Below are 18,337 nucleotides of genomic sequence, written 5' to 3' on the forward strand. Positions count from 1 at the left end.
TGATTGAAATAATTGTAATATTAATATTCAACTAGGCTAATGGGCAATGACAGACTTGAACTGCCGACCTCCTCGGTGTAAACGAGATGCTCTACCAGCTGAGCTAATTGCCCCTCTAGATATAATTCTATAGTTCAATGTTGTTGTTGTAAACAAAAATAGCGATACAAGCAACTCTTATGGAATCGCTGGGTGCTCACTATGGAGTTGTATAAATTTTAGTCTTGCTGCTACCTTGTATAAAGGTATTCTTTCACTTGCATTTTTTGACATGTTCAACAACTTTGAATAACATGCTGTGGCATTTTTAAAATCTGAGAGCTTATCTAGAATAACAGCTAAATTATAGGTATAAAAAATATTGTTTTGATCTAAAGACATTGCTGCTTTCATATATTCTTTAGCTTTTACGTAATCCCCTTTTTTCATATAGATCAAACCTAAATTTGCTGATAAAGGGGCGCTATTTCTGAGTGTATCATACAATTTCAACATTTCACTCAATGCTAAATTAGGATCATATTGTGAGATTATCGTCAGAAAATTCTTTAATACATAAGGGTTGCTAGGATATTCTTTTAACAGTCTTGTGTAAATCTCTACAGCTTTTTTAAATTCTTTGTTAGCGTAATAGATATTCCCTAGTCCAATTAAAGCACTTTCATGATAAGGAAATCTTGCGATAATCTGATTGAGGAGAGAAGTAGCTGTTTCACTATCTCCTAACTCAAAGGAATCTTTTGCTTTTTTTAAAATAGAGTATATGTCAAAATTCTTGCCAGAATTCTGCGAAATTTTGATATTAAATTTGTCACTTTTTCTCTCGAGAACATCAAGATCTTTATATTTTTTATCAGCTTTTATATGCTTGACAACACTATCAAAGACCTTCTGTATCTCCAAATTTTCACTAGCATAGGTAACAGAAGACCTCCATAAAATCACAACGCAAATTAACATGCAGACAAACATAGATCCTAGTGTTGTGGCATTGGCTGCAGCGCGTAACCAGTAAATCTTATTTCTTTGAACTATACGCAACACATTACAAATTCATAAATGCTAAATTACTTATCTAATATAATAATAAAGATATTATTAATTGGCAGATACTATTTAGAATGAGTTAAAAGAGCACTTCTACACATTCCATATGGTTGCCAATTACACTCCTCACATGCGTAGTCAAATTTCTCTAAAGACATTTTCTTTCTAATTCTTTTGACTGCTTCACTCCAGGTCAAAATCTCGCCAATTTTTATTCCTAAAATTTCCATATGCCTTCTATCTAGCTCTAAAACTTTAGCTTGTGTGGTACATTTACCTTGTTTAGTCTGGTTTGGGCAAACACTGCAAATAGTGTCAAGATTATCAACTACTTCGATTTTAGTATTAGGATCACTAATTACTTTACTTGCTATCTTTTTGTAATTTTCTACAAAGCTCTGAGAATATCCATACCCTTGAAATGCAAGAGTGCACATAAAATGATGAGGACGAAACCTTATCACTTTTTCAAATACTGCAAAGCTGCTACAAGTAGAAAAATTTTTACCAAACCAGGAAGGATGAATGGTAAAACACCTACCATTATTGCTTGTTTCAGACCCACGTAAATAGTAAGCCAACTAATACCACAAATAAAGATTACGACTGTACCCGCCAGACAACTTAAAGAATTACACATAAATGATTTATATTTAGAGTTCAGTAATTCATTTACTCTGCTCATTACTACAACAGCAACTAAACAGCCAATCAAATATCCACCTGTTGGCCCGAGAAAAATGTGATGACCACCAGAAAAATTCGCAAAAACAGGAAATCCTGCTGCACCAAGTGATAGATATGTAAGCACAGAATAGAATGCTGTTCTGCGGTTAAATTTAAGCCCAACAAGCATTAATCCTAAAGTTTGCAATGTGATAGGCACAGGCTGCAATGGTATGCTTATTTGAGCCATCAAGAATAAAAGTAAAACACAAGACAATATTTCAGCCAGTGTTGACCTACTGCTTGATTGTGTTATAAACATATCTTCCCAATAAAAATAACTTACTAAATGTAATATATGTGTATAAGAGGTTTTGCAATTTAAATTTTGCTTATATTGCGCTACAATGAATTATTTATGCACTATTTAAAAATGATGAGTAAACAAGATCTATTATCGTTGATGAAAGAAAGACACAGCGGACGTTCATACGATCCTACAAGAGCAATATCTCAGAAAGAAATGGATATTTTAATAGAAGCTGTAAGGCTCACACCCTCGTGTTTTGGTGATGAACCTTGGCGATATGTGATATGCAACAAACAGAACAATCAAAGCGCATGGAAAAAATTGCTCGGTTGCCTTGATGAATCTAATCAAAAGTGGGCAAAAGATGCACAAATACTAATTATATCTCTAAGCGCTAAGAACTTCCGTAAACAAGGTAAAGGAGAAAATTTTTGGGCTAAGCATGATACTGGTGCAGCAAATTATGCACTTATGCTGCAGGCTGCAGCTATGAACTTAATGGCTCATCAAATGGGTGGATTTGATAGAGATAAAATAGTTAAGAGATTCAATATACCTGATGATTTTAATGTAATGTCAGTGATAGCAGTTGGTTACGAAAAAGAGGGTGCTGAAGTCAAAGAAAAACAAAGAAGATCAATAAAAGAAATATTCTTTTATGACGAATGGCCAGCGAGCTGACTTGACCATGCTTCTCTTAATATCTTAAAAATTGAATTATTTGGCAAATAATTTTTTTTCATCCTACCCTCTTCAATTGCTTGCCAATCTTTCCACGATAATTTCTTACTTCCAAGTTCATAGTCCATACCATCCCATATATCTTCTCGAAAGCCATAAACAGCAAAATGCCAATTATATTCATTAAAAATAGAAGTAAGATCTCGAAAATAGTGCTCTAATCCTTTTGAGCAGCGGTGCCCGCCAAACTCTCCAGCAAGGATCTTATAATCTGGTATATTATACCTCTTTTGGAAAATTTTTACAGGTTCTATATATGATTTTAACTTATCTTTATTCCAATACTCTACTTTTTTTGCATCAAAAGATTGAACATGTCCAGGGTAGGCGAAGTTACCTTGGTTTAATTTTAAGTTTGTATAAGCAAAGGGCTCATATATATGAAATGAATAAAGAACATTTTTATCACTAACTGGTTCAAATTTGTTAAAAGTATTAGAGTCAGCATAACTGCTGCTATCAAATATTATTGGGGTCTCTGAGTCAACTTGGCGGATACTGTTTACCACGCTGCTATAAAAGCCAAATAGATTCTTCTGAACTTTGCTTTGTTCTACGTTATAAATAGCCGAGTCTGCAGTATTATAAAGCCTTTCTGGATGTGGTTCATTTAAGATATTATATCCAACAATAGCAGGATGATCTTTAAGCTCTTTCGCAAGATCTTGCCAAAATTTTGCTGCTTGTTTTTGAAAAGCTTGATCTGACCATAAACGTAAATCATCTTTATCGTTATTATTTTGCTTCCATCTAGATCCAGGTAAGCTAAGCATCGTTAACACTACTGGTATTTTTTGTTGATGAAAAGCATCTAAAACATCTTTCAGAACTTTCAGGTCTTTGGAAATCAGGTCCAGATAATTGTCTGCATTGCCTAAGAGGAAGTCACGTTGCGTAGTTTCAAATTTGTCAGGAGCAAGACGAATAAAACCAATTTTGTATTCCTTTGCTGCTTTGATTAAGTCACTATCAACTTTTCTATTGAAAACATTTGCTCCCTTTCTAACTCCAGTTTGCCAAAAGAGCATTTTGCTGTTCTCCGGTATTGACTTAGCACTCACATTACAGAAAACTATAGAATACAAAACAGCTGTAATTAGAAGAAAAATTTTCACTTATATAATTTTGCTATAATGGTAAGTAACCTAACAGACAAGATCCCGTTTGTAAAGATGCATGGTACTGGCAATAGTTTTGTTATCATAGACTCACGTTCAGCAAATAATTTAGACTGGAATTATAGACAAATTGCTGATCAAGGCAGTTGTGATCAAGTGATAATTATAACAATGTCTAATGCTGCAAACTGCTTTATGCATATCTACAATGCTGACGGTAGTCGAGCTGAAATGTGTGGAAACGCAGCACGCTGTGTTGGATATTTGATAATGTTAGAAAAAGGTACTGAATATATCACTATTGAGCTGATAAATAATCGTATCTTAGAATGTTTTAAAGTAGGTGATAAATCAATAAAGGTCAATATGGGTAAACCACTGCTTAAATGGAATGAAATTCCTCTTTCTTGTGAATGCGATCCCCTTTATCTACCTATAGAGCTTGAAATGCTGAAAGAGCCAGTTGCAGTAAATATTGGTAACCCTCATATAGTTTTTTTTGTTGATAACATAAGCGAAATACCATTGCAGAATTTAGGACCAAAGCTAGAAAATCACGAATTATTTCCTCAGAAAACAAATGTTAGTATTGCACAAATAGAAAAATCTGGAGAAATAAACTTAAGAGTTTGGGAAAGAGGAACAGGTATTACTGCTTCATGTGGTAGTGCGGCTTGTGCAGCATTTGTTGCATCTATACTTCGTAAGTGTTTGGCTACTAAACAAACTTCAGTGCATTTACCAGGAGGTCAGTTACTGATTGAGTGGTCAAAAAATATACTGATGACTGGGGATATAGGGTTTTTATGACCTAGGCTAGGCACTGACACTCATTACTTCTAACACCTTTTTACCAATCACAGCAGGGGTTTCTGCAATCGCAATCCCAGCACTGCGCATAACCTCTAACTTTGCACCAGCACTTCCGCCACTAGAGGAGATAATAGCCCCAGCATGCCCCATACGTCTTCCTGGAGGTGCTGTTTGACCTGCTACAAAACCAACGATTGGCTTTTTAGTTTTTTCTGTTTTCACAAAATGTGATACATCCTCTTCTTCGTTTCCACCTATTTCACCAATAACTACAATACCATGAGTATCATCATCTTTTAAAAACAACTCCATACAATCAACAAACGTCATACCATGAACAGGATCCCCTCCAATTCCTATACATGTTGACTGACCAAGACCAACAGCGGTTGTTTGTGCTACCGCTTCATAAGTTAAAGTTCCAGAGCGAGACATAATTCCTATATGTCCACGTCTGTGAATATGTCCTGGCATAATTCCTATTTTGCATTCTTCGGGTGTAATAACCCCTGGACAGTTTGGGCCAATCAATCGACTGTTTGAACCAGCGAGAGCGTGCTTTACCTTTACCATGTCAAGTATAGGAATGCCCTCTGTGATGCAAACTATTAATTCTATCTCTGCATCTATTGCCTCAAGTATTGCATCAGCTGCAAATTTAGCAGGTACATATATCACAGTAGCATTCACGTCAGTTTTTTCTTTAGCTTCTGCTACGGTATTAAAAACTGGTAAATTAAGGTGAGTGCTTCCACCCTTGCTAGGAGTTACACCGCCAACCATTTTGGTTCCATAGCTAATTGCTTGTTCTGAATGAAATGTACCTTGTGCACCAGTAAAGCCCTGACATATTAATCTTGTATCTTTATTTACTAAAACAGACATACTCTACTTCACCTCTTGTACTATTTTCTGTGCAGCCTCGTCAAGTTCGTCTGCAGCAATAATATTTAGCCCTGACTCTTCTAAAATTCTTTTTCCTTCTTTGAAGTTAGTGCCTGATAATCTAACCACTAAAGGGACCTTAATATCTATTTCTTTTGCAGCTTCAACTACTCCATTTGCAATGATATCACAACGCATTATACCGCCAAATATATTAACCAAAATTCCTTTTACATTACTATCAGATAATATAATTTTAAATGCTTCAGTGACAGTTTCCTTACTTGCTCCACCACCAACATCTAGAAAGTTAGCAGGCTCTGCTCCATAGTACTTTATTATATCCATTGTTGCCATAGCAAGACCTGCACCGTTCACCATGCAACCAATATTGCCATCCATTTTTATATAACTGAGACCATGCTTTGAAGCTTCTATTTCTTCTTTGACTTCTTCATCGTAATCACGTAGGCTCACGATTTCTGAATGACGGTATAGAGCATTGTCATCAAAATTAATCTTAGCATCAAGTGCAATAAAATCTCCAGCATTCGTTTCAACTAGTGGATTAATTTCTATCTGGCTCGCATCAGTTGTAATAAACGCATCATATATATTTTTTGCAATATTCGTTACCTTTCCTATTTGTTCTGAACTCAGATTAAAGCTATTGCAAAGCTTATTGTTATCAAAACTTGTAAAACCAGTAGCAGGGTCAATATTAAAATTCACAATCTTTGTAGGAGAATTTTTTGCCACTTCTTCGATATCCATTCCACCTTCTGAAGAAAATATAAATACTAGCCTGCTAAGCTTTGGATCGACTACTAGACTCAAATAGTACTCTTTTTTAATGCTTGAACCTTCTTCAATGTATACTCTCTTTACCTGCTGTCCGCTTGGCCCTGTTTGATGAGTAACTAAAGTTATGCCAAGCATGTCCTTTACAAGTTGTTGAGCTTCTTTAGTTGACTTTGCTAGCTTTACGCCACCAGCCTTACCCCTACCACCTGCATGAATCTGAGCTTTAACCACAAACACGTCAGATTTTAGTTGATTTATTTGAGTTTCTACTTCTTCTGCAGATGTAGCAACAAAACCCTTTGGTACCGGGACATTAAACTTGTGTAAAATTTCCTTTGCTTGATATTCGTGAATATTCATAAGATAACTAATTATTAACCTTAGTAAAAGCTACCAACCATAACGCTGTCTTCTGCATTCTTGCTGATACCTCTTTTTTCTTGCTTCAGCTTTTTTTTTAGCTGTTTTCTCTGATTTCTTTTCGTGATATTTTTTTTTCATTTTGATCCCTCTTCCTTCCTTTTGAATTATTTTTTTCAACACTGGAAGAGCTCTATCTACATCACCATAATGGACTGATACTTCAATCAAACTCTATACCTCCTTCGGTAATCACTTCAAAATCCATTTATAAATTAGAAAATTAACATTGTCAATTATTTTATAAACTTGAGCGATAGAATATGATATGCAGTGATTTATATGAAAAAAGCTTCATTCTGTTGTCAATCATTTACTTGCTGATAAAAATTGCTCTTAGGTTACAGTGCTCTTGTAATTTTTCTAATCTCGGGGCGGAGAGATTTGAACTCCCGACCCTTTGGTCCCAAACCAAATGCGCTACCAGGCTGCGCTACGCCCCGACTTCCTTACTAAGAGTATCGATAGTTCGGAAAAATGCAAGTTTCATTTATTTCTTTTAGGAAAAATATAATGCAGATCTTTATATAGAGTGTCAAGTTGCACTAGCCATATTAAAAAATCTAGCTATACCAATTGGTGAAGGTTAATGCAGCAACTACAGCAGTATCAACTCTCAAAATTCTTTTTCCTAGACTCAGTTTCTGACAAAATTTATTGGCAGAATCAAGTTCGCAAGATGAAAAACCACCTTCGGGGCCAACAATAATAGCAACGTTTTTCTTGCCTTTTAGAACTTTATTAGGAGGTTGTCCTTCACCTGTTTCATCACACAAAACAAAATTTTTATTCTGAGAATCGGATAATTCACAAAAATTAATAGGAAGAAAAATCTGTGGTATACTTGTCCTACCGGATTGTTCCGCAGCTTCAATTGCCTGTAATTTCACTCTACTTAGGTTAATGTTTTTTACTACTGTACGTTCTGTTGAAATAAATTGAATGCAGGTTACTCCCATTTCAGTTGCTTGTCTTACTATGTTGCTTAAGGCGCCGCTTTTTACCAGAGCACAATACAAATATAGATTTTTTTCATGTTGTTGTTGTTTAGTGCGTTCTTTTGTTATAATTTTTGTCGATTTACTTGATATATTCACTACTTCTCCTAACCATTCTCCATCCTTTCCATTAAAAAGATAGATGTTATCATGCTTCTTAAGCCGCATTACATTGTAAATATAGTGACTTTGTCGTGGATGAAGCACCAAACTTACATTTTGTGATAAAGCTTCTTCAACATAAAGCCTAATTTTTTTCATTCAAAACTTTAGTTATTTGCATTCTGTTTGAGTGACTCTTACGGGATTTGAACCCGTGTTACCACCGTGAAAGGGTGGTGTCCTAACCACTAGACGAAAGAGTCGACTTGAATCTAACTGAGTTATATCGATTATACATATAAAGTCAATTCAATTATTTTGAATCACACAGTTAGAGTGATATATCAGTGATTTTATATCGACAGCCTCCTATTACCCCATGTTCAATGCTTACTGAACCTATCTCAGATTTAGGAGCTTTAGATCCTAATTCTAATTTTTGTTCAACTTTTGTATCTGAATCATAGCCAGAATCGTATCCAGAATCTCTACGCTCAAAATTTTGCCTTATTTCTTTTACGTTAAAGCCAGCCTTGGTCTTGATTTGCTGACTCGCTGGCTTATTAGCACTTTGCTCATTTAGTTTTACTTGCAAATTATTCACTTTATCCTGCACTAATCCATGATAAGTCCCAGAATTATCTTTTATATGTTTTGCTTGTCTTTCTGATCTCTTTTTCGATAAATCTACCTTAGCATAAATAGGCTCTGGTTGCTCTTTATGATTTAAGCTAGTAGGCTTTTTTTGCTCTGAGAAATCATCTACATCTTCATAAATAGGTTCTCCTGATATACTAGAACAACCACTATCTTTCAATAATAAATTTTCAGCAGATCTTTTATGCAAATCATATACTTCAGCATAAATGGATTCTTCCGATACTCTCAACTCTTCTAATGAGTTACTAACCTTAGCGTCATATACCTCATCATAAATGGGCTCTTTTAAAAGTAAAATATCATCATGCTCAAAAATTCTAGGAGGTTTTTTAGGTGAGTTGGCCTTAAATTTTAGCTCTACTTCCTCTTTAAGCTTGTCACAACTTTCCGTTTGTTTCAAAATCTCCAATATTTCTTTTCTTTCTTTTTTTATTAGCTCACCAAGCACTAAACAACATTTTTCTTTACGATCTTTGAGACTGTCCTTATCTCCGTACTGCATAGCTTCTGATGCTATTTTGTATTGAAGGATTACATTTCCTATACTATTATTTATTTCATTAATATTTGCTCCAGCACTAATAAGTAACGTCATTACATTATGATCAAGATTTGTTACTGCATACTCTAAAGCTCGATTTAAAGTTTGATCATTATTCAAGTCAAATGACCCCTTGTTCCTAAAAGGATTAATTTTAGAAAAGAGTTTTTCAAAGCTGTTTACTATATTATGAAGACTTAAAGCTAGCCTCACGCCTATTATATTGCTATTTCTAGCGGATTTAATTAAAAAACTATCTACTATACCCATGATTGTACCCCTCTATACAAAAGCTCACCATTCTGGTACAATTTTAAACTATAACGATTTATTTTATATTAATAACCGCTTTTCACACCCACTTAACAAGAGGCGGCATCGACATCATAATTGCATCGGGGTTACCATTAGTCATTAAACCAAACCTTGTACCACGATCATAAAGAAGATTGAACTCCACATATCTGCCACGTTTTATCAATTGTTCTTCTCGTTGTTCTTTTGTCCAAGATTTTTGCATATGTTTGTGTATGATGTGTAAGTAAATTTCTAAAAAGGCTTCACCTACTGCTTTTGTGAACTCAAAATCATTTTTCCAGTTGCCAGAAGTTAGATTGTCATAAAAAATTCCACCAATACCACGTGGCTCTTTTCTATGTTGTAAAAAAAAGTAATCATCACATTGCTTTTTAAATTTCGGATAATATTCGATGTTGAACTCATCGCAAGTTGCTTTAATTGATTCGTGAATATACTTGCAATCTCCCTCATCTTTATAAATTGGAGTAAAGTCCATTCCTCCACCAAACCATTGTTTTGAGGTATATATCAGCCTTGTGTTCATATGTGCTGCAGGGATAAGGGGAGATTGCATGTGAGACACTAAAGATATACCGCTTGCCCAAAACTCTCCATTGCTTTCACTTGCACCAGGAATTTCATTAATGGCTGAGTCTTCGAGCTTTCCGTATACTCTTGAAACGTTTACTCCAACTTTTTCAAAAATATTACCAAAGATAATTGTAGATTCACCACTTCCTCCACCTGGTCGGCTCCACTTTCTTTTTTCGATTTTTGGTTGTGTGAATGACTGTACCTCAATTGATAAGAAAGATTCGGTGATCTTGTTTCTCAGTGCGCAGAACCATTCAAATGCTTGTGTCTTTTGTTTTTCCATAATGCCTTCTGTTGGCTTATTAATATTATTGTACTCTATATTTACAGGACTTAATTAGATTGGGATAGTAACTACCCATCAAGGATGTTAATAAATCTATAATAATTAAATCAATATAGTAGAATATTTTTATATGTGCAAGGATGCCAAGCAATAATAATGAGTAAAAGATACATAGATAACAAAAAAGAGAACAGAGTTGACTTCATACTAAGAAATTATGGGATGTCAATTATTGTGATGGCAGTCATTATGTTCTTACCTCCAATAGCAATATCAGTACTCTATTTTTCTAATGTATATAGTCAGCATGTTAATATAGAGATTAATTTATTAATTAGCATTCTAATGACTCTCTTTGTGGTATATAATATAAAACGTTACAAGTATCTACTTAATATCATAGAGTTTCAAAATGCAATATTTGCAAATGCGCTGAATCATAATACAGAGTTTTGTCTCATTTTACATAAAGATGAGGGTATTATTTATGCTGATGCGAGGTTCTACGAAAGGTTTAAAGATCACATAAACGATGATGTTACGCTAGATAAAATTCTTGAAGCAGGAGATGTGTCAGAAAAAGACAGAAAATCACTCTATCATGCGTTAAGAAATAACACTTCTGTAAAAGTATGCATTTCCTTAAGCAAGAAGAGTAGAATATCTAACTTTCTTTTGCTCTCTGAACCAATACCGGATAATCCACAAATTGCTATAAATAGTAATAAGACTTTAAATTTATCATTAGCCCCAATAGCAAGACCGAATGGGTATTTTGTACTGAAGGCAACACAGGTAAACAAAGAGCAGGTATATGAAGAGTTGATAGAGAAACACAATATAGCAACTTACGTTGCAAATACAAAAGGAGGTATCTTATCTGTAAATAAAAGATTTTTAGACATGTTTGAACTAAAAAAATTGGAAAAAGGTAGCTCAATCAATGATTTTATATCTCAATCTAAGTATGACGATACAATAACCAAAAATGAAATTATGTTTTTTACTATAAGCGGTGCTCCATTTAAGGCTTATATGAGTACTGCTATATTTTGTGATAAATACAATCATAGCTATATACACGGCTTTATAACACCAACTGAATCAAATATTGTTGATTATCAACTACACCCTTGTTTTACAAATTCGTCAATTGCTATTGCACAATGCGACATAAATGGCAATTTTATAAAGAAAAATATAGCATTAGTAAAACTTGCGGGGTCAAATAATGGTTCTATCTTTGCATTGATATCAGATGGTTATCATATGAAAGTGCGTGAATATTTTTCAAGTAATAGGATAAATAATGCGTCCTTTGATGTGCAGCTCAATGGCGGTAATAACATGAAAATATATTTTAATAAGTTTCTTCATAATAAAGTGATGTTCATACTTTGTTATTTTATTGATAATACTGAACGTAAAAAACTAGAGATAAAACTTGAGCATTATCAAAAGGTGCAAGCTATAGGGCAATTAGCAGGTGGTATTGCACATGATTTCAATAATATATTAACCGGAATAATAGGATTTTGTGATTTGCTTTTACTCCAGCACTCAGCTAGCGATCCATCTTTTGGAGATATAATACAGATACAGCAAAATGCAAAACGTGGGTCAAATTTAGTAAGACAACTGCTTGCTTTTTCAAGAAGACAGACTTTGCAGCCAAAGATTATTAATGTAAATGGTACGATAGCTAATCTTTATGAAATGATCAAAAGATTAATAGGTGAAAATATAAAATTTAATATTTATTATGGTAGCGATTTGGGTGCTGTTAGGGCTGACCAAGGACAATTAGAGCAAGTTATGCTTAACTTAGCAGTTAATGCTGGTGCTGCTATGGAAAAGGGGGGAGAGTTAACTATACGAACCTTTAATCAAAAGGTTGATTCATTAAATTCTACACCTCAGGATATGTTTTCTCCAGATAAGGAAACGATTGAACATGGGAATTATGTTGTGATTGAAGTGATTGATACTGGATGTGGAATGACGAGTGATATAATTGAAAAGGCATTTGATCCATTTTTTTCTACCAAAGATATTACTTCTGGTACAGGTCTTGGCCTCTCTACTGTATATGGCATTATTAAACAAACCGAAGGATACATCTATGTTGCTAGCAAAGTGAATCATGGAACTAAATTTAGCATATTTTTGCCCATAGTTTACATATCGGATGAAAATGATAAAGAGGAAGATAGTAAAGAAATAGAGAAACCGGTAGAGATTAAAGGTAATGGTATAATTTTATTAATTGAAGATGAAGATTCAGTAAGGGAATTTACTGCTAAGGCTCTTACAAGAAAAGGATTTAATGTAATAGAAGCGAGTATAGGCAGCGAGGCACTAGAGATCATTAGAAAAAAAAATCAACACATAGATCTAATAATCACTGATGTAATCATGCCAGAGGTGAGTGGTCCAGAAATAGTTAAAGAAACATTGATACATAGGCCAAACATCAAAGTTATTTTTATTTCTGGGTATGCAGAGGATGCTTTTTTAAAGAGCGATGAAATCAATATAGAAGACTTCCATTTTTTACCCAAACCATTTACTCTGAATGAGTTAGGAAATAAGGTTCAAAGTGTGTTACACAAGACAAAAAAAGGCAGTTTACTTTGAGCATGATTGGCAACAAAAAAATTTTTCTAATGCAAAAATTTCTTGCATATATACAATAGAGTTATTTTATACATAAGATAAAAGGTGTGAGCAAGATCATTGCAGTAGTAAATCAAAAGGGTGGAGTTGGTAAAACTACAACTAGTATAAATTTATCAACAGCCTTTGCTGCTGTGGGAAAAAGTACTTTACTGGTAGATCTTGACCCTCAAGGAAATGCTAGTACAGGACTTGGGATTTCTTATCGTAGCAGGGAAGAAAAAAATATATATAAAATACTGCTGAGCAGCGAAAGTGAATTGGTGGAATCGGCAATTTTCAATATAAAGGAAATTCCAAATCTATCGCTGATTTCATCAGTGGTTGACTTATCAGCTGCAGAAATTGAGCTATCACAACTTGAGCAGGGAAAATTCGTACTAAAAGATACGCTAGAGAAAGTACGTAATAATTATGAGTACATAATTATCGATTGTCCTCCATCACTTGGTCTGCTTACTATCAATGCTCTGACCGCTGCTGACTCGATTATTGTTCCTCTTCAGTGTGAATTTTTCGCTCTGGAAGGATTGAGCCATTTAGTTAAGACTGTAGAGCTGATAAAAAGAAACAACCTAAACCCTTTCCTGTTAATAGAAGGAATATTGCTCACAATGTATGACAGACGCAACAAACTTAGTGAGCAGATTAAAAATGATATTTGCCAATATTTAAATGATAAAGTATATAAAACTATTATCCCCTTGTATGAGACCATTATTCCACGTAATGTACGGTTATCAGAAGCGCCTTCTCATGGAAAACCTGCTATTGTATATGATCTTAAGTGTCCTGGTGCACAAGCATATATAAGTTTGGCAAAAGAAATTTTAAAGAAACACATGAGCATCTGTAAAGAGAAAAAGCTGATAAGTGAGGGTGCAGCGTGAAGGACAATAGGCGCTTAGGTAGAGGTCTTGCTGGCCTCATAGGCGATAATTATGGTAATAAAGAAGATCGGTTACCTATTTCATTACTACACCCGAGCAAATTTCAGCCGAGAAAATATTTTGATGAGGAGTCATTAAAAGAACTTGCAGGTTCGATAGAGAAAAATGGTATAATACAACCTGTTGTGGTGCGCAAAGATCCAAATAATGAAGGTTATGAAATAGTAGCAGGGGAACGTCGTTGGCGAGCAAGTAAGGTCATAAATCTTGATAGTGTGCCGGTTATCATAAAAGATTTAAATGACAAGGAATGCTTAGAAGTATCGATAATTGAAAACATACAGAGGCAAGATATTAATCCAATAGAAGAAGGTGAGGCGTACAGAAAACTAATAGATGAATTCTCCTATACACACGAAGAATTAGCCTTAACTTTAGGTAAAAGCCGCAGTCACATAACCAATATGATACGAATGCTGTCACTCCCTAATGGAGTAAAAACAATGATCAACGAGAAAAAATTGTCTATGGGTCATGCAAGAGCATTGATTAATGTTGAAAATGCGGAAAGTATTGCAGAAAGAATAGTTTCTCAGGGCCTGAGCGTTAGACGAACTGAAAAATTGATAAAAGACTTACAACAAAATAACGACCGAAAAGAGCATAAGTGTACTAAAAATCAAGATATGGCAGCATTAGAAGGAGCTATATCTTCTCAGCTTGGTTTAAAGATCAAAATTAATGAAAGTAATTCTAAGGGTAAAGTCATGATACGTTATAACAACTCAAATGAATTGGATTTTATATTGAAAATTTTGAATAGAAGACTTGAATCAGCTATTAATGTCGAAAGTAGCTCATAGAAATTTCTTGACAAACCTTCCCACTTTCCTTGCAATGGAAGTGAAATGGTGGAGTTTGTCAAGTAAGTTATTTCGTTTCTACCTTCAATAAAAATTTGCACGCAATAGCACAGAAGCATACGTTGCTATTCCCTCATTTCTGCCAATAGAACCTAATTTTTCCGCTGTGGTTGCTTTGATACTTACGAATTCACCATTAATTTCTAATATTTTTGATATGAATTCCTTCATTCCTGCTTTGTAAGGCGATATTTTAGGCTCTTCACAAACTATAGTAATATCTAAATTAGACACGCTATATCCTTTTTCCTGTGCTTTTTTAGCAGCAAAGTCAAGAAAATGAGATGAATTGCAATCCTTCCATTTAGAGGAATTAGGAGGAAAATGTTCTCCTATATCGCCACATCCTAGTGCTCCGAGTATTGCATCAACGATTGCATGTATTGCAACATCACCATCGGAATGTGCCTCTATTGCCATATTATGCTCAATTTCCACACCGCAAATTTTTATAAAGCTCTTAGCATCATTTTGAATTTTAACAAATTTATGTATATCATAACCGGTTCCGACACGGAATTTTGGCTCTCCAAAGAGAAGTTTTGCCATATTGATATCCTCTTTTGTAGTTAACTTAAAATTCTTTTTCTCACCTTCAATAATCGCAACATGTTTTTTATGCTCCACCATTAGTGATGAATCATCAGTAAATTCTTTGACTGATTGATGGCACGATAATAATTCTCTGAAATTAAAAATTTGAGGAGTTTGCATGGCTCTAAGTTTTTCTCTTGAAATCGTAGATTCAATGAAATTATTACTCACCAACGATATAGTATCCTCGACTTCTATTGCTGGAACTACTCCTGTATATTGACCATTAATCATAGATTCAATCAAGTTGTTTATTAGAATATTTGATACAAAAGGCCTACAAGCGTCATGTATAATAACAAAATCTGGATTGATCTTTTGCAAACTCTCCAGTCCAAGTTTAACTGAACTCTGCCTGCTTTTTCCTCCACATACTGGACTCAGCAATTTAGTATCTATAGTTGATGACGTAACTTCTTTATAGAAATCTTTTTGACTTTCATTCACTACCACTCTTATGTAACTTATGTACTGATTAGCTAAGAATTTCCTAATTGTGTGAAATAAAACATACTTACCTGCCAATTTTATATACTGTTTAGGGATTTTGGCATTGCATCTACTGCCTACTCCTGCTGCAACTATTAATGCTGCTATCTTGTATTCCTCAAGTCTGTTAGTGTACATGCTTACCATTTTCGGTGTTAATACAAGTTATCTAGCATTTTAAAAAAGTTGATCCAATTCTCAAAAAAGAATATTCTTTTACTAGGTGTAATATATGCTAGAGGAAAATAATACACGTTACTAAGTATAATAAAGAAAATGAGATACATCTTATATTTTTTCATGGAATAGGTGATAATTATAAGAATGCGGCCAGGTATATACAAGATAGATCTACATATCTCCATAGGTCTAATTTTCACACTCATGCACATAAATACCCAATTGCATTTCAAAACTATATAACTTACGCAATAGCTAGTTTCTTGTTTTTAGGAACATCAATACTATTACCAACTTTAATATTACTTACTAATCCAATGACATCTAGGACAGCAAGTTTAGCCATCTTAGCAGCTTTAACTTGCACCTTTTTATCTGTACCACCACTCATGATTCCGTTTATAAATAAGAATCAAAGCTTGTCTCAGCCTTCAATAAAAGAAATCAGTAAATTAATTGACAATGGTGTGAAGCCTGAAAACATTATACTTCTCGGCCATTCCTTTGGAGGAGCAATTGCATCAGAAGTGCTGAAATATTTTACAGACAGAGATATTAAACTCGGAGGTATTATTTTTACCAGCACTTTCAGCTCTTTTTACAATGCAATAAAGCATTTTCCAATTTCTCAGACAAAAATTCTAAGCATACTACCCTCTTGTTTGTTAAAAAAAATGCTTAAGGTCCTAAATTTAGACTTTGATATAGTAAGCAATATACAAAAGCTACAAAATAATGATATATCAATAGCGGTCATTAATCATGAAAGAGACACCTTAATACCATATCCTGCACAATTAGCAAAAGGACTAGAAGATAATCAATCGTTAAATAGAAATTTGACCAAAATCGTTAATTTGAAAAGCTTTGAATATGACCCGCACAACGGAGTTTTATCTGGTTGGGAATTGGATGAAAATTTAGCTGATCTAATACTTAATAAAACAATGAATAGATAGTATTTACAAAAAACTGTATATTTTTTGGTAAATTGACTATGTTAGACATATGCAAAAACGTCATATAACTATTTGTTGTGTACTACTTTTTATAATAGGGGCATTATTTTTGATGCGTCCTATGATTGCTCCGTGTCTAATATCCGTTTTTGTTGCACATTTGTTTAACCCTCTAGTAACCAAGTTTGAAAAATACAGAATACCGCGTTCATGTTCTGTAGTTTTTATAACACTTGCCTTATTGATAGCTTTTATATTAGTTATTACATTTGTTTTACCTATTATATATTTTCAAATTACTTTAATATTAAATTTCTTAGTGAATAAGATACCTTCACTAAAACTTAAAGTGATTCCTTCTGTGCTAGAATTTCTTAATATAAAAACTGAAGATAGTTTATTTGATCACTTGTCTAAAAATCTAGTAGAAAATTACAGTGATTATATATCTTATTTTATAAATGCTCTTAGCATGGGCAGTAATCTTATAATTCAAGTGCTAAGTTCAAGCTTTAGTTTGATTTACATGGTATCATTAATAGCTATTACGCTTATGGTGTTTTTTTATGTATTACGTGATTGGCCTTCAATTGTAGAAAAGGTTAGTAAACTAATTCCCATTCTTTACAGAGAAAAAGCTGCAGGTTATTTTTCCAAAGTAGATTTCATTATATCTAATTACCTAAAGGGACAGCTAAACGTATGTATAGTTATGATGATCTTTTACTCCGTGGGCCTTAGCATAATTGGGCTGAAGCATTCTGTAGCTATTGGAATTTTATCAGGAACATTAACATTTATACCCTATATAGGGCCATTATTATACACTATTATCGGATTTTTGAGCGCCATTACTCAATTTAGTGGATGGTTTGAAAGTGCTGCTGTCTTGCTATTATTTAGTGTTGGTCAATTAATAGACTCAAGCATATTAGTGCCTTTATTAATAGGAAAAAAAGTTCATATACATCCAACTATCATTATTTTAGGAGTTGTCATATGCACCTCATATTTTGGGTTTATAGGTATATTATTTTTTATTCCAATAATAGCAATGTTCAGTGTATTAGTAGAATATACAGTTAATAAATATTTTGAAAGTGAGCTTTATAAAAATGGCTAATTAGTTCACGATAAAAAGAAAAAGGACCTCTGATACATTTGAGAGATGGTGCAACCTGAAAGTCTTCGGTCATATTGTTTAAAAGGAGAGGAATTTATTCAGAAAGAAACTGAAAGGATTCTAAAACTTATTAAACCAGATGTTTTGCCATCTGAGTCTACGCATCAGTGCGAATCGGGCAACCGGTTGGTGCCAAGCGATGCGGACAATGAACCTCC

19 protein-coding genes and 3 tRNA genes are annotated in these 18,337 nt (G+C 33.9%); 7 read left to right on the forward strand and 15 right to left on the reverse strand.

The window, feature by feature from the left end:
* Window positions 1-40: 40 nt before the first annotated feature.
* From ABWU33_RS07745 to ABWU33_RS07760, 4 genes are all read right to left on the reverse strand, one after another.
* A tRNA-Val gene (locus ABWU33_RS07745) sits at window positions 41-113 on the reverse strand.
* A gap of 64 nt (window positions 114-177) precedes the next feature.
* Window positions 178-1,044 carry a tetratricopeptide repeat protein gene (locus ABWU33_RS07750; protein WP_211907624.1) on the reverse strand — a complete coding sequence of 289 codons (867 nt, stop codon included), beginning with the start codon at window positions 1,042-1,044 and terminating at the stop codon, window positions 178-180.
* A 68-nt stretch (window positions 1,045-1,112) separates the two neighbouring features.
* On the reverse strand, window positions 1,113-1,511 hold the full coding sequence (locus ABWU33_RS07755) for a DUF1284 domain-containing protein (RefSeq protein WP_211907623.1): 399 nt from the start codon (window positions 1,509-1,511) through the stop codon (window positions 1,113-1,115).
* The gene (locus tag ABWU33_RS07760; RefSeq protein WP_211907622.1) at window positions 1,508-2,035 is read right to left on the reverse strand and encodes a biotin transporter BioY; all 528 of its coding nucleotides are present in this window, start codon (window positions 2,033-2,035) and stop codon (window positions 1,508-1,510) included. Before ABWU33_RS07760 ends, ABWU33_RS07755 begins: the two co-directional genes overlap by 4 nt.
* A gap of 96 nt (window positions 2,036-2,131) precedes the next feature.
* On the opposite strand from ABWU33_RS07760, the gene ABWU33_RS07765 reads away from it, so the two are divergent.
* Window positions 2,132-2,704, forward strand: a complete 573-nt coding sequence (locus tag ABWU33_RS07765) for a nitroreductase family protein (protein WP_211907621.1) — start codon at window positions 2,132-2,134, stop codon at window positions 2,702-2,704.
* Here the strand turns inward: ABWU33_RS07765 and ABWU33_RS07770 are convergent.
* Complete coding sequence (locus tag ABWU33_RS07770) at window positions 2,680-3,825, reverse strand: glycoside hydrolase family 5 protein (RefSeq protein WP_353280708.1); 1,146 nt, start codon at window positions 3,823-3,825, stop codon at window positions 2,680-2,682. The genes ABWU33_RS07765 and ABWU33_RS07770 overlap by 25 nt on opposite strands.
* A 72-nt stretch (window positions 3,826-3,897) precedes the next feature.
* On the opposite strand from ABWU33_RS07770, the gene dapF reads away from it, so the two are divergent.
* Window positions 3,898-4,692 (forward strand): diaminopimelate epimerase, encoded by a 795-nt coding sequence (gene dapF / locus ABWU33_RS07775; RefSeq protein WP_010403976.1) that lies wholly within the window; start codon window positions 3,898-3,900, stop codon window positions 4,690-4,692.
* A gap of 6 nt (window positions 4,693-4,698) precedes the next feature.
* Here dapF and sucD read toward each other — a convergent pair whose 3' ends face one another.
* The 8 genes from sucD to hemF all read right to left on the reverse strand — a co-directional run bounded on the left by sucD (window position 4,699) and on the right by hemF (window position 10,282).
* Window positions 4,699-5,580: a succinate--CoA ligase subunit alpha gene (gene sucD / locus ABWU33_RS07780; protein ID WP_064085491.1), complete on the reverse strand. Its 882-nt coding sequence runs from the start codon at window positions 5,578-5,580 to the stop codon at window positions 4,699-4,701.
* A 3-nt stretch (window positions 5,581-5,583) separates the two neighbouring features.
* Complete coding sequence (gene sucC / locus ABWU33_RS07785; protein WP_211907619.1) at window positions 5,584-6,744, reverse strand: ADP-forming succinate--CoA ligase subunit beta; 1,161 nt, start codon at window positions 6,742-6,744, stop codon at window positions 5,584-5,586.
* 30 nt (window positions 6,745-6,774) lie between these two features.
* Window positions 6,775-6,975, reverse strand: coding sequence for a 30S ribosomal protein S21 (gene rpsU, locus ABWU33_RS07790; RefSeq protein ID WP_211907618.1), 201 nt, complete (start codon window positions 6,973-6,975; stop codon window positions 6,775-6,777).
* Between the two features lie 198 nt (window positions 6,976-7,173).
* A tRNA-Pro gene (locus tag ABWU33_RS07795) sits at window positions 7,174-7,247 on the reverse strand.
* Window positions 7,248-7,367: 120 nt separating this feature from the next.
* Window positions 7,368-8,063: a 16S rRNA (uracil(1498)-N(3))-methyltransferase gene (locus ABWU33_RS07800; protein ID WP_353280711.1), complete on the reverse strand. Its 696-nt coding sequence runs from the start codon at window positions 8,061-8,063 to the stop codon at window positions 7,368-7,370.
* Between the two features lie 32 nt (window positions 8,064-8,095).
* Window positions 8,096-8,167: transfer RNA gene (locus ABWU33_RS07805), tRNA-Glu, on the reverse strand.
* Between the two features lie 68 nt (window positions 8,168-8,235).
* Window positions 8,236-9,375, reverse strand: coding sequence for a hypothetical protein (locus ABWU33_RS07810; protein ID WP_264337777.1), 1,140 nt, complete (start codon window positions 9,373-9,375; stop codon window positions 8,236-8,238).
* Between the two features lie 82 nt (window positions 9,376-9,457).
* Window positions 9,458-10,282, reverse strand: coding sequence for an oxygen-dependent coproporphyrinogen oxidase (gene hemF, locus ABWU33_RS07815; RefSeq protein ID WP_250120005.1), 825 nt, complete (start codon window positions 10,280-10,282; stop codon window positions 9,458-9,460).
* 159 nt (window positions 10,283-10,441) lie between these two features.
* On the opposite strand from hemF, the gene ABWU33_RS07820 reads away from it, so the two are divergent.
* The 3 genes from ABWU33_RS07820 (at window position 10,442) to ABWU33_RS07830 (ending at window position 14,714) form a co-directional block, all read left to right on the forward strand.
* Entirely contained in the window at window positions 10,442-12,922 is a 2,481-nt protein-coding gene (locus ABWU33_RS07820) for a response regulator (protein ID WP_211907614.1), read from the forward strand.
* An 86-nt stretch (window positions 12,923-13,008) separates the two neighbouring features.
* Complete coding sequence (locus tag ABWU33_RS07825; protein WP_211907613.1) at window positions 13,009-13,851, forward strand: ParA family protein; 843 nt, start codon at window positions 13,009-13,011, stop codon at window positions 13,849-13,851.
* On the forward strand, window positions 13,848-14,714 hold the full coding sequence (locus ABWU33_RS07830; protein WP_211907612.1) for a ParB/RepB/Spo0J family partition protein: 867 nt from the start codon (window positions 13,848-13,850) through the stop codon (window positions 14,712-14,714). The genes ABWU33_RS07825 and ABWU33_RS07830 overlap by 4 nt, the downstream gene beginning before the upstream one ends.
* Window positions 14,715-14,798: 84 nt before the next feature.
* Here ABWU33_RS07830 and ispD read toward each other — a convergent pair whose 3' ends face one another.
* Window positions 14,799-16,004: a 2-C-methyl-D-erythritol 4-phosphate cytidylyltransferase gene (ispD, locus tag ABWU33_RS07835; protein WP_211907611.1), complete on the reverse strand. Its 1,206-nt coding sequence runs from the start codon at window positions 16,002-16,004 to the stop codon at window positions 14,799-14,801.
* A 277-nt stretch (window positions 16,005-16,281) separates the two neighbouring features.
* Window positions 16,282-16,428, reverse strand: coding sequence for a hypothetical protein (locus ABWU33_RS07840; RefSeq protein WP_019236829.1), 147 nt, complete (start codon window positions 16,426-16,428; stop codon window positions 16,282-16,284).
* Between ABWU33_RS07840 and ABWU33_RS07845 the strand changes: the two genes are divergently transcribed.
* Together ABWU33_RS07845 and ABWU33_RS07850 are read left to right on the forward strand one after the other, a co-directional pair.
* On the forward strand, window positions 16,427-16,996 hold the full coding sequence (locus ABWU33_RS07845) for an alpha/beta hydrolase (protein WP_250120007.1): 570 nt from the start codon (window positions 16,427-16,429) through the stop codon (window positions 16,994-16,996). The genes ABWU33_RS07840 and ABWU33_RS07845 overlap by 2 nt on opposite strands.
* 49 nt (window positions 16,997-17,045) lie before the next feature.
* Window positions 17,046-18,119 (forward strand): AI-2E family transporter, encoded by a 1,074-nt coding sequence (locus ABWU33_RS07850; RefSeq protein WP_211907608.1) that lies wholly within the window; start codon window positions 17,046-17,048, stop codon window positions 18,117-18,119.
* Window positions 18,120-18,337: the final 218 nt, after the last annotated feature.

Origin of the sequence: Wolbachia endosymbiont (group B) of Cyclophora punctaria, from assembly GCF_964028235.1 — a bacterium.
Classification (GTDB): Bacteria; Pseudomonadota; Alphaproteobacteria; order Rickettsiales; family Anaplasmataceae; genus Wolbachia.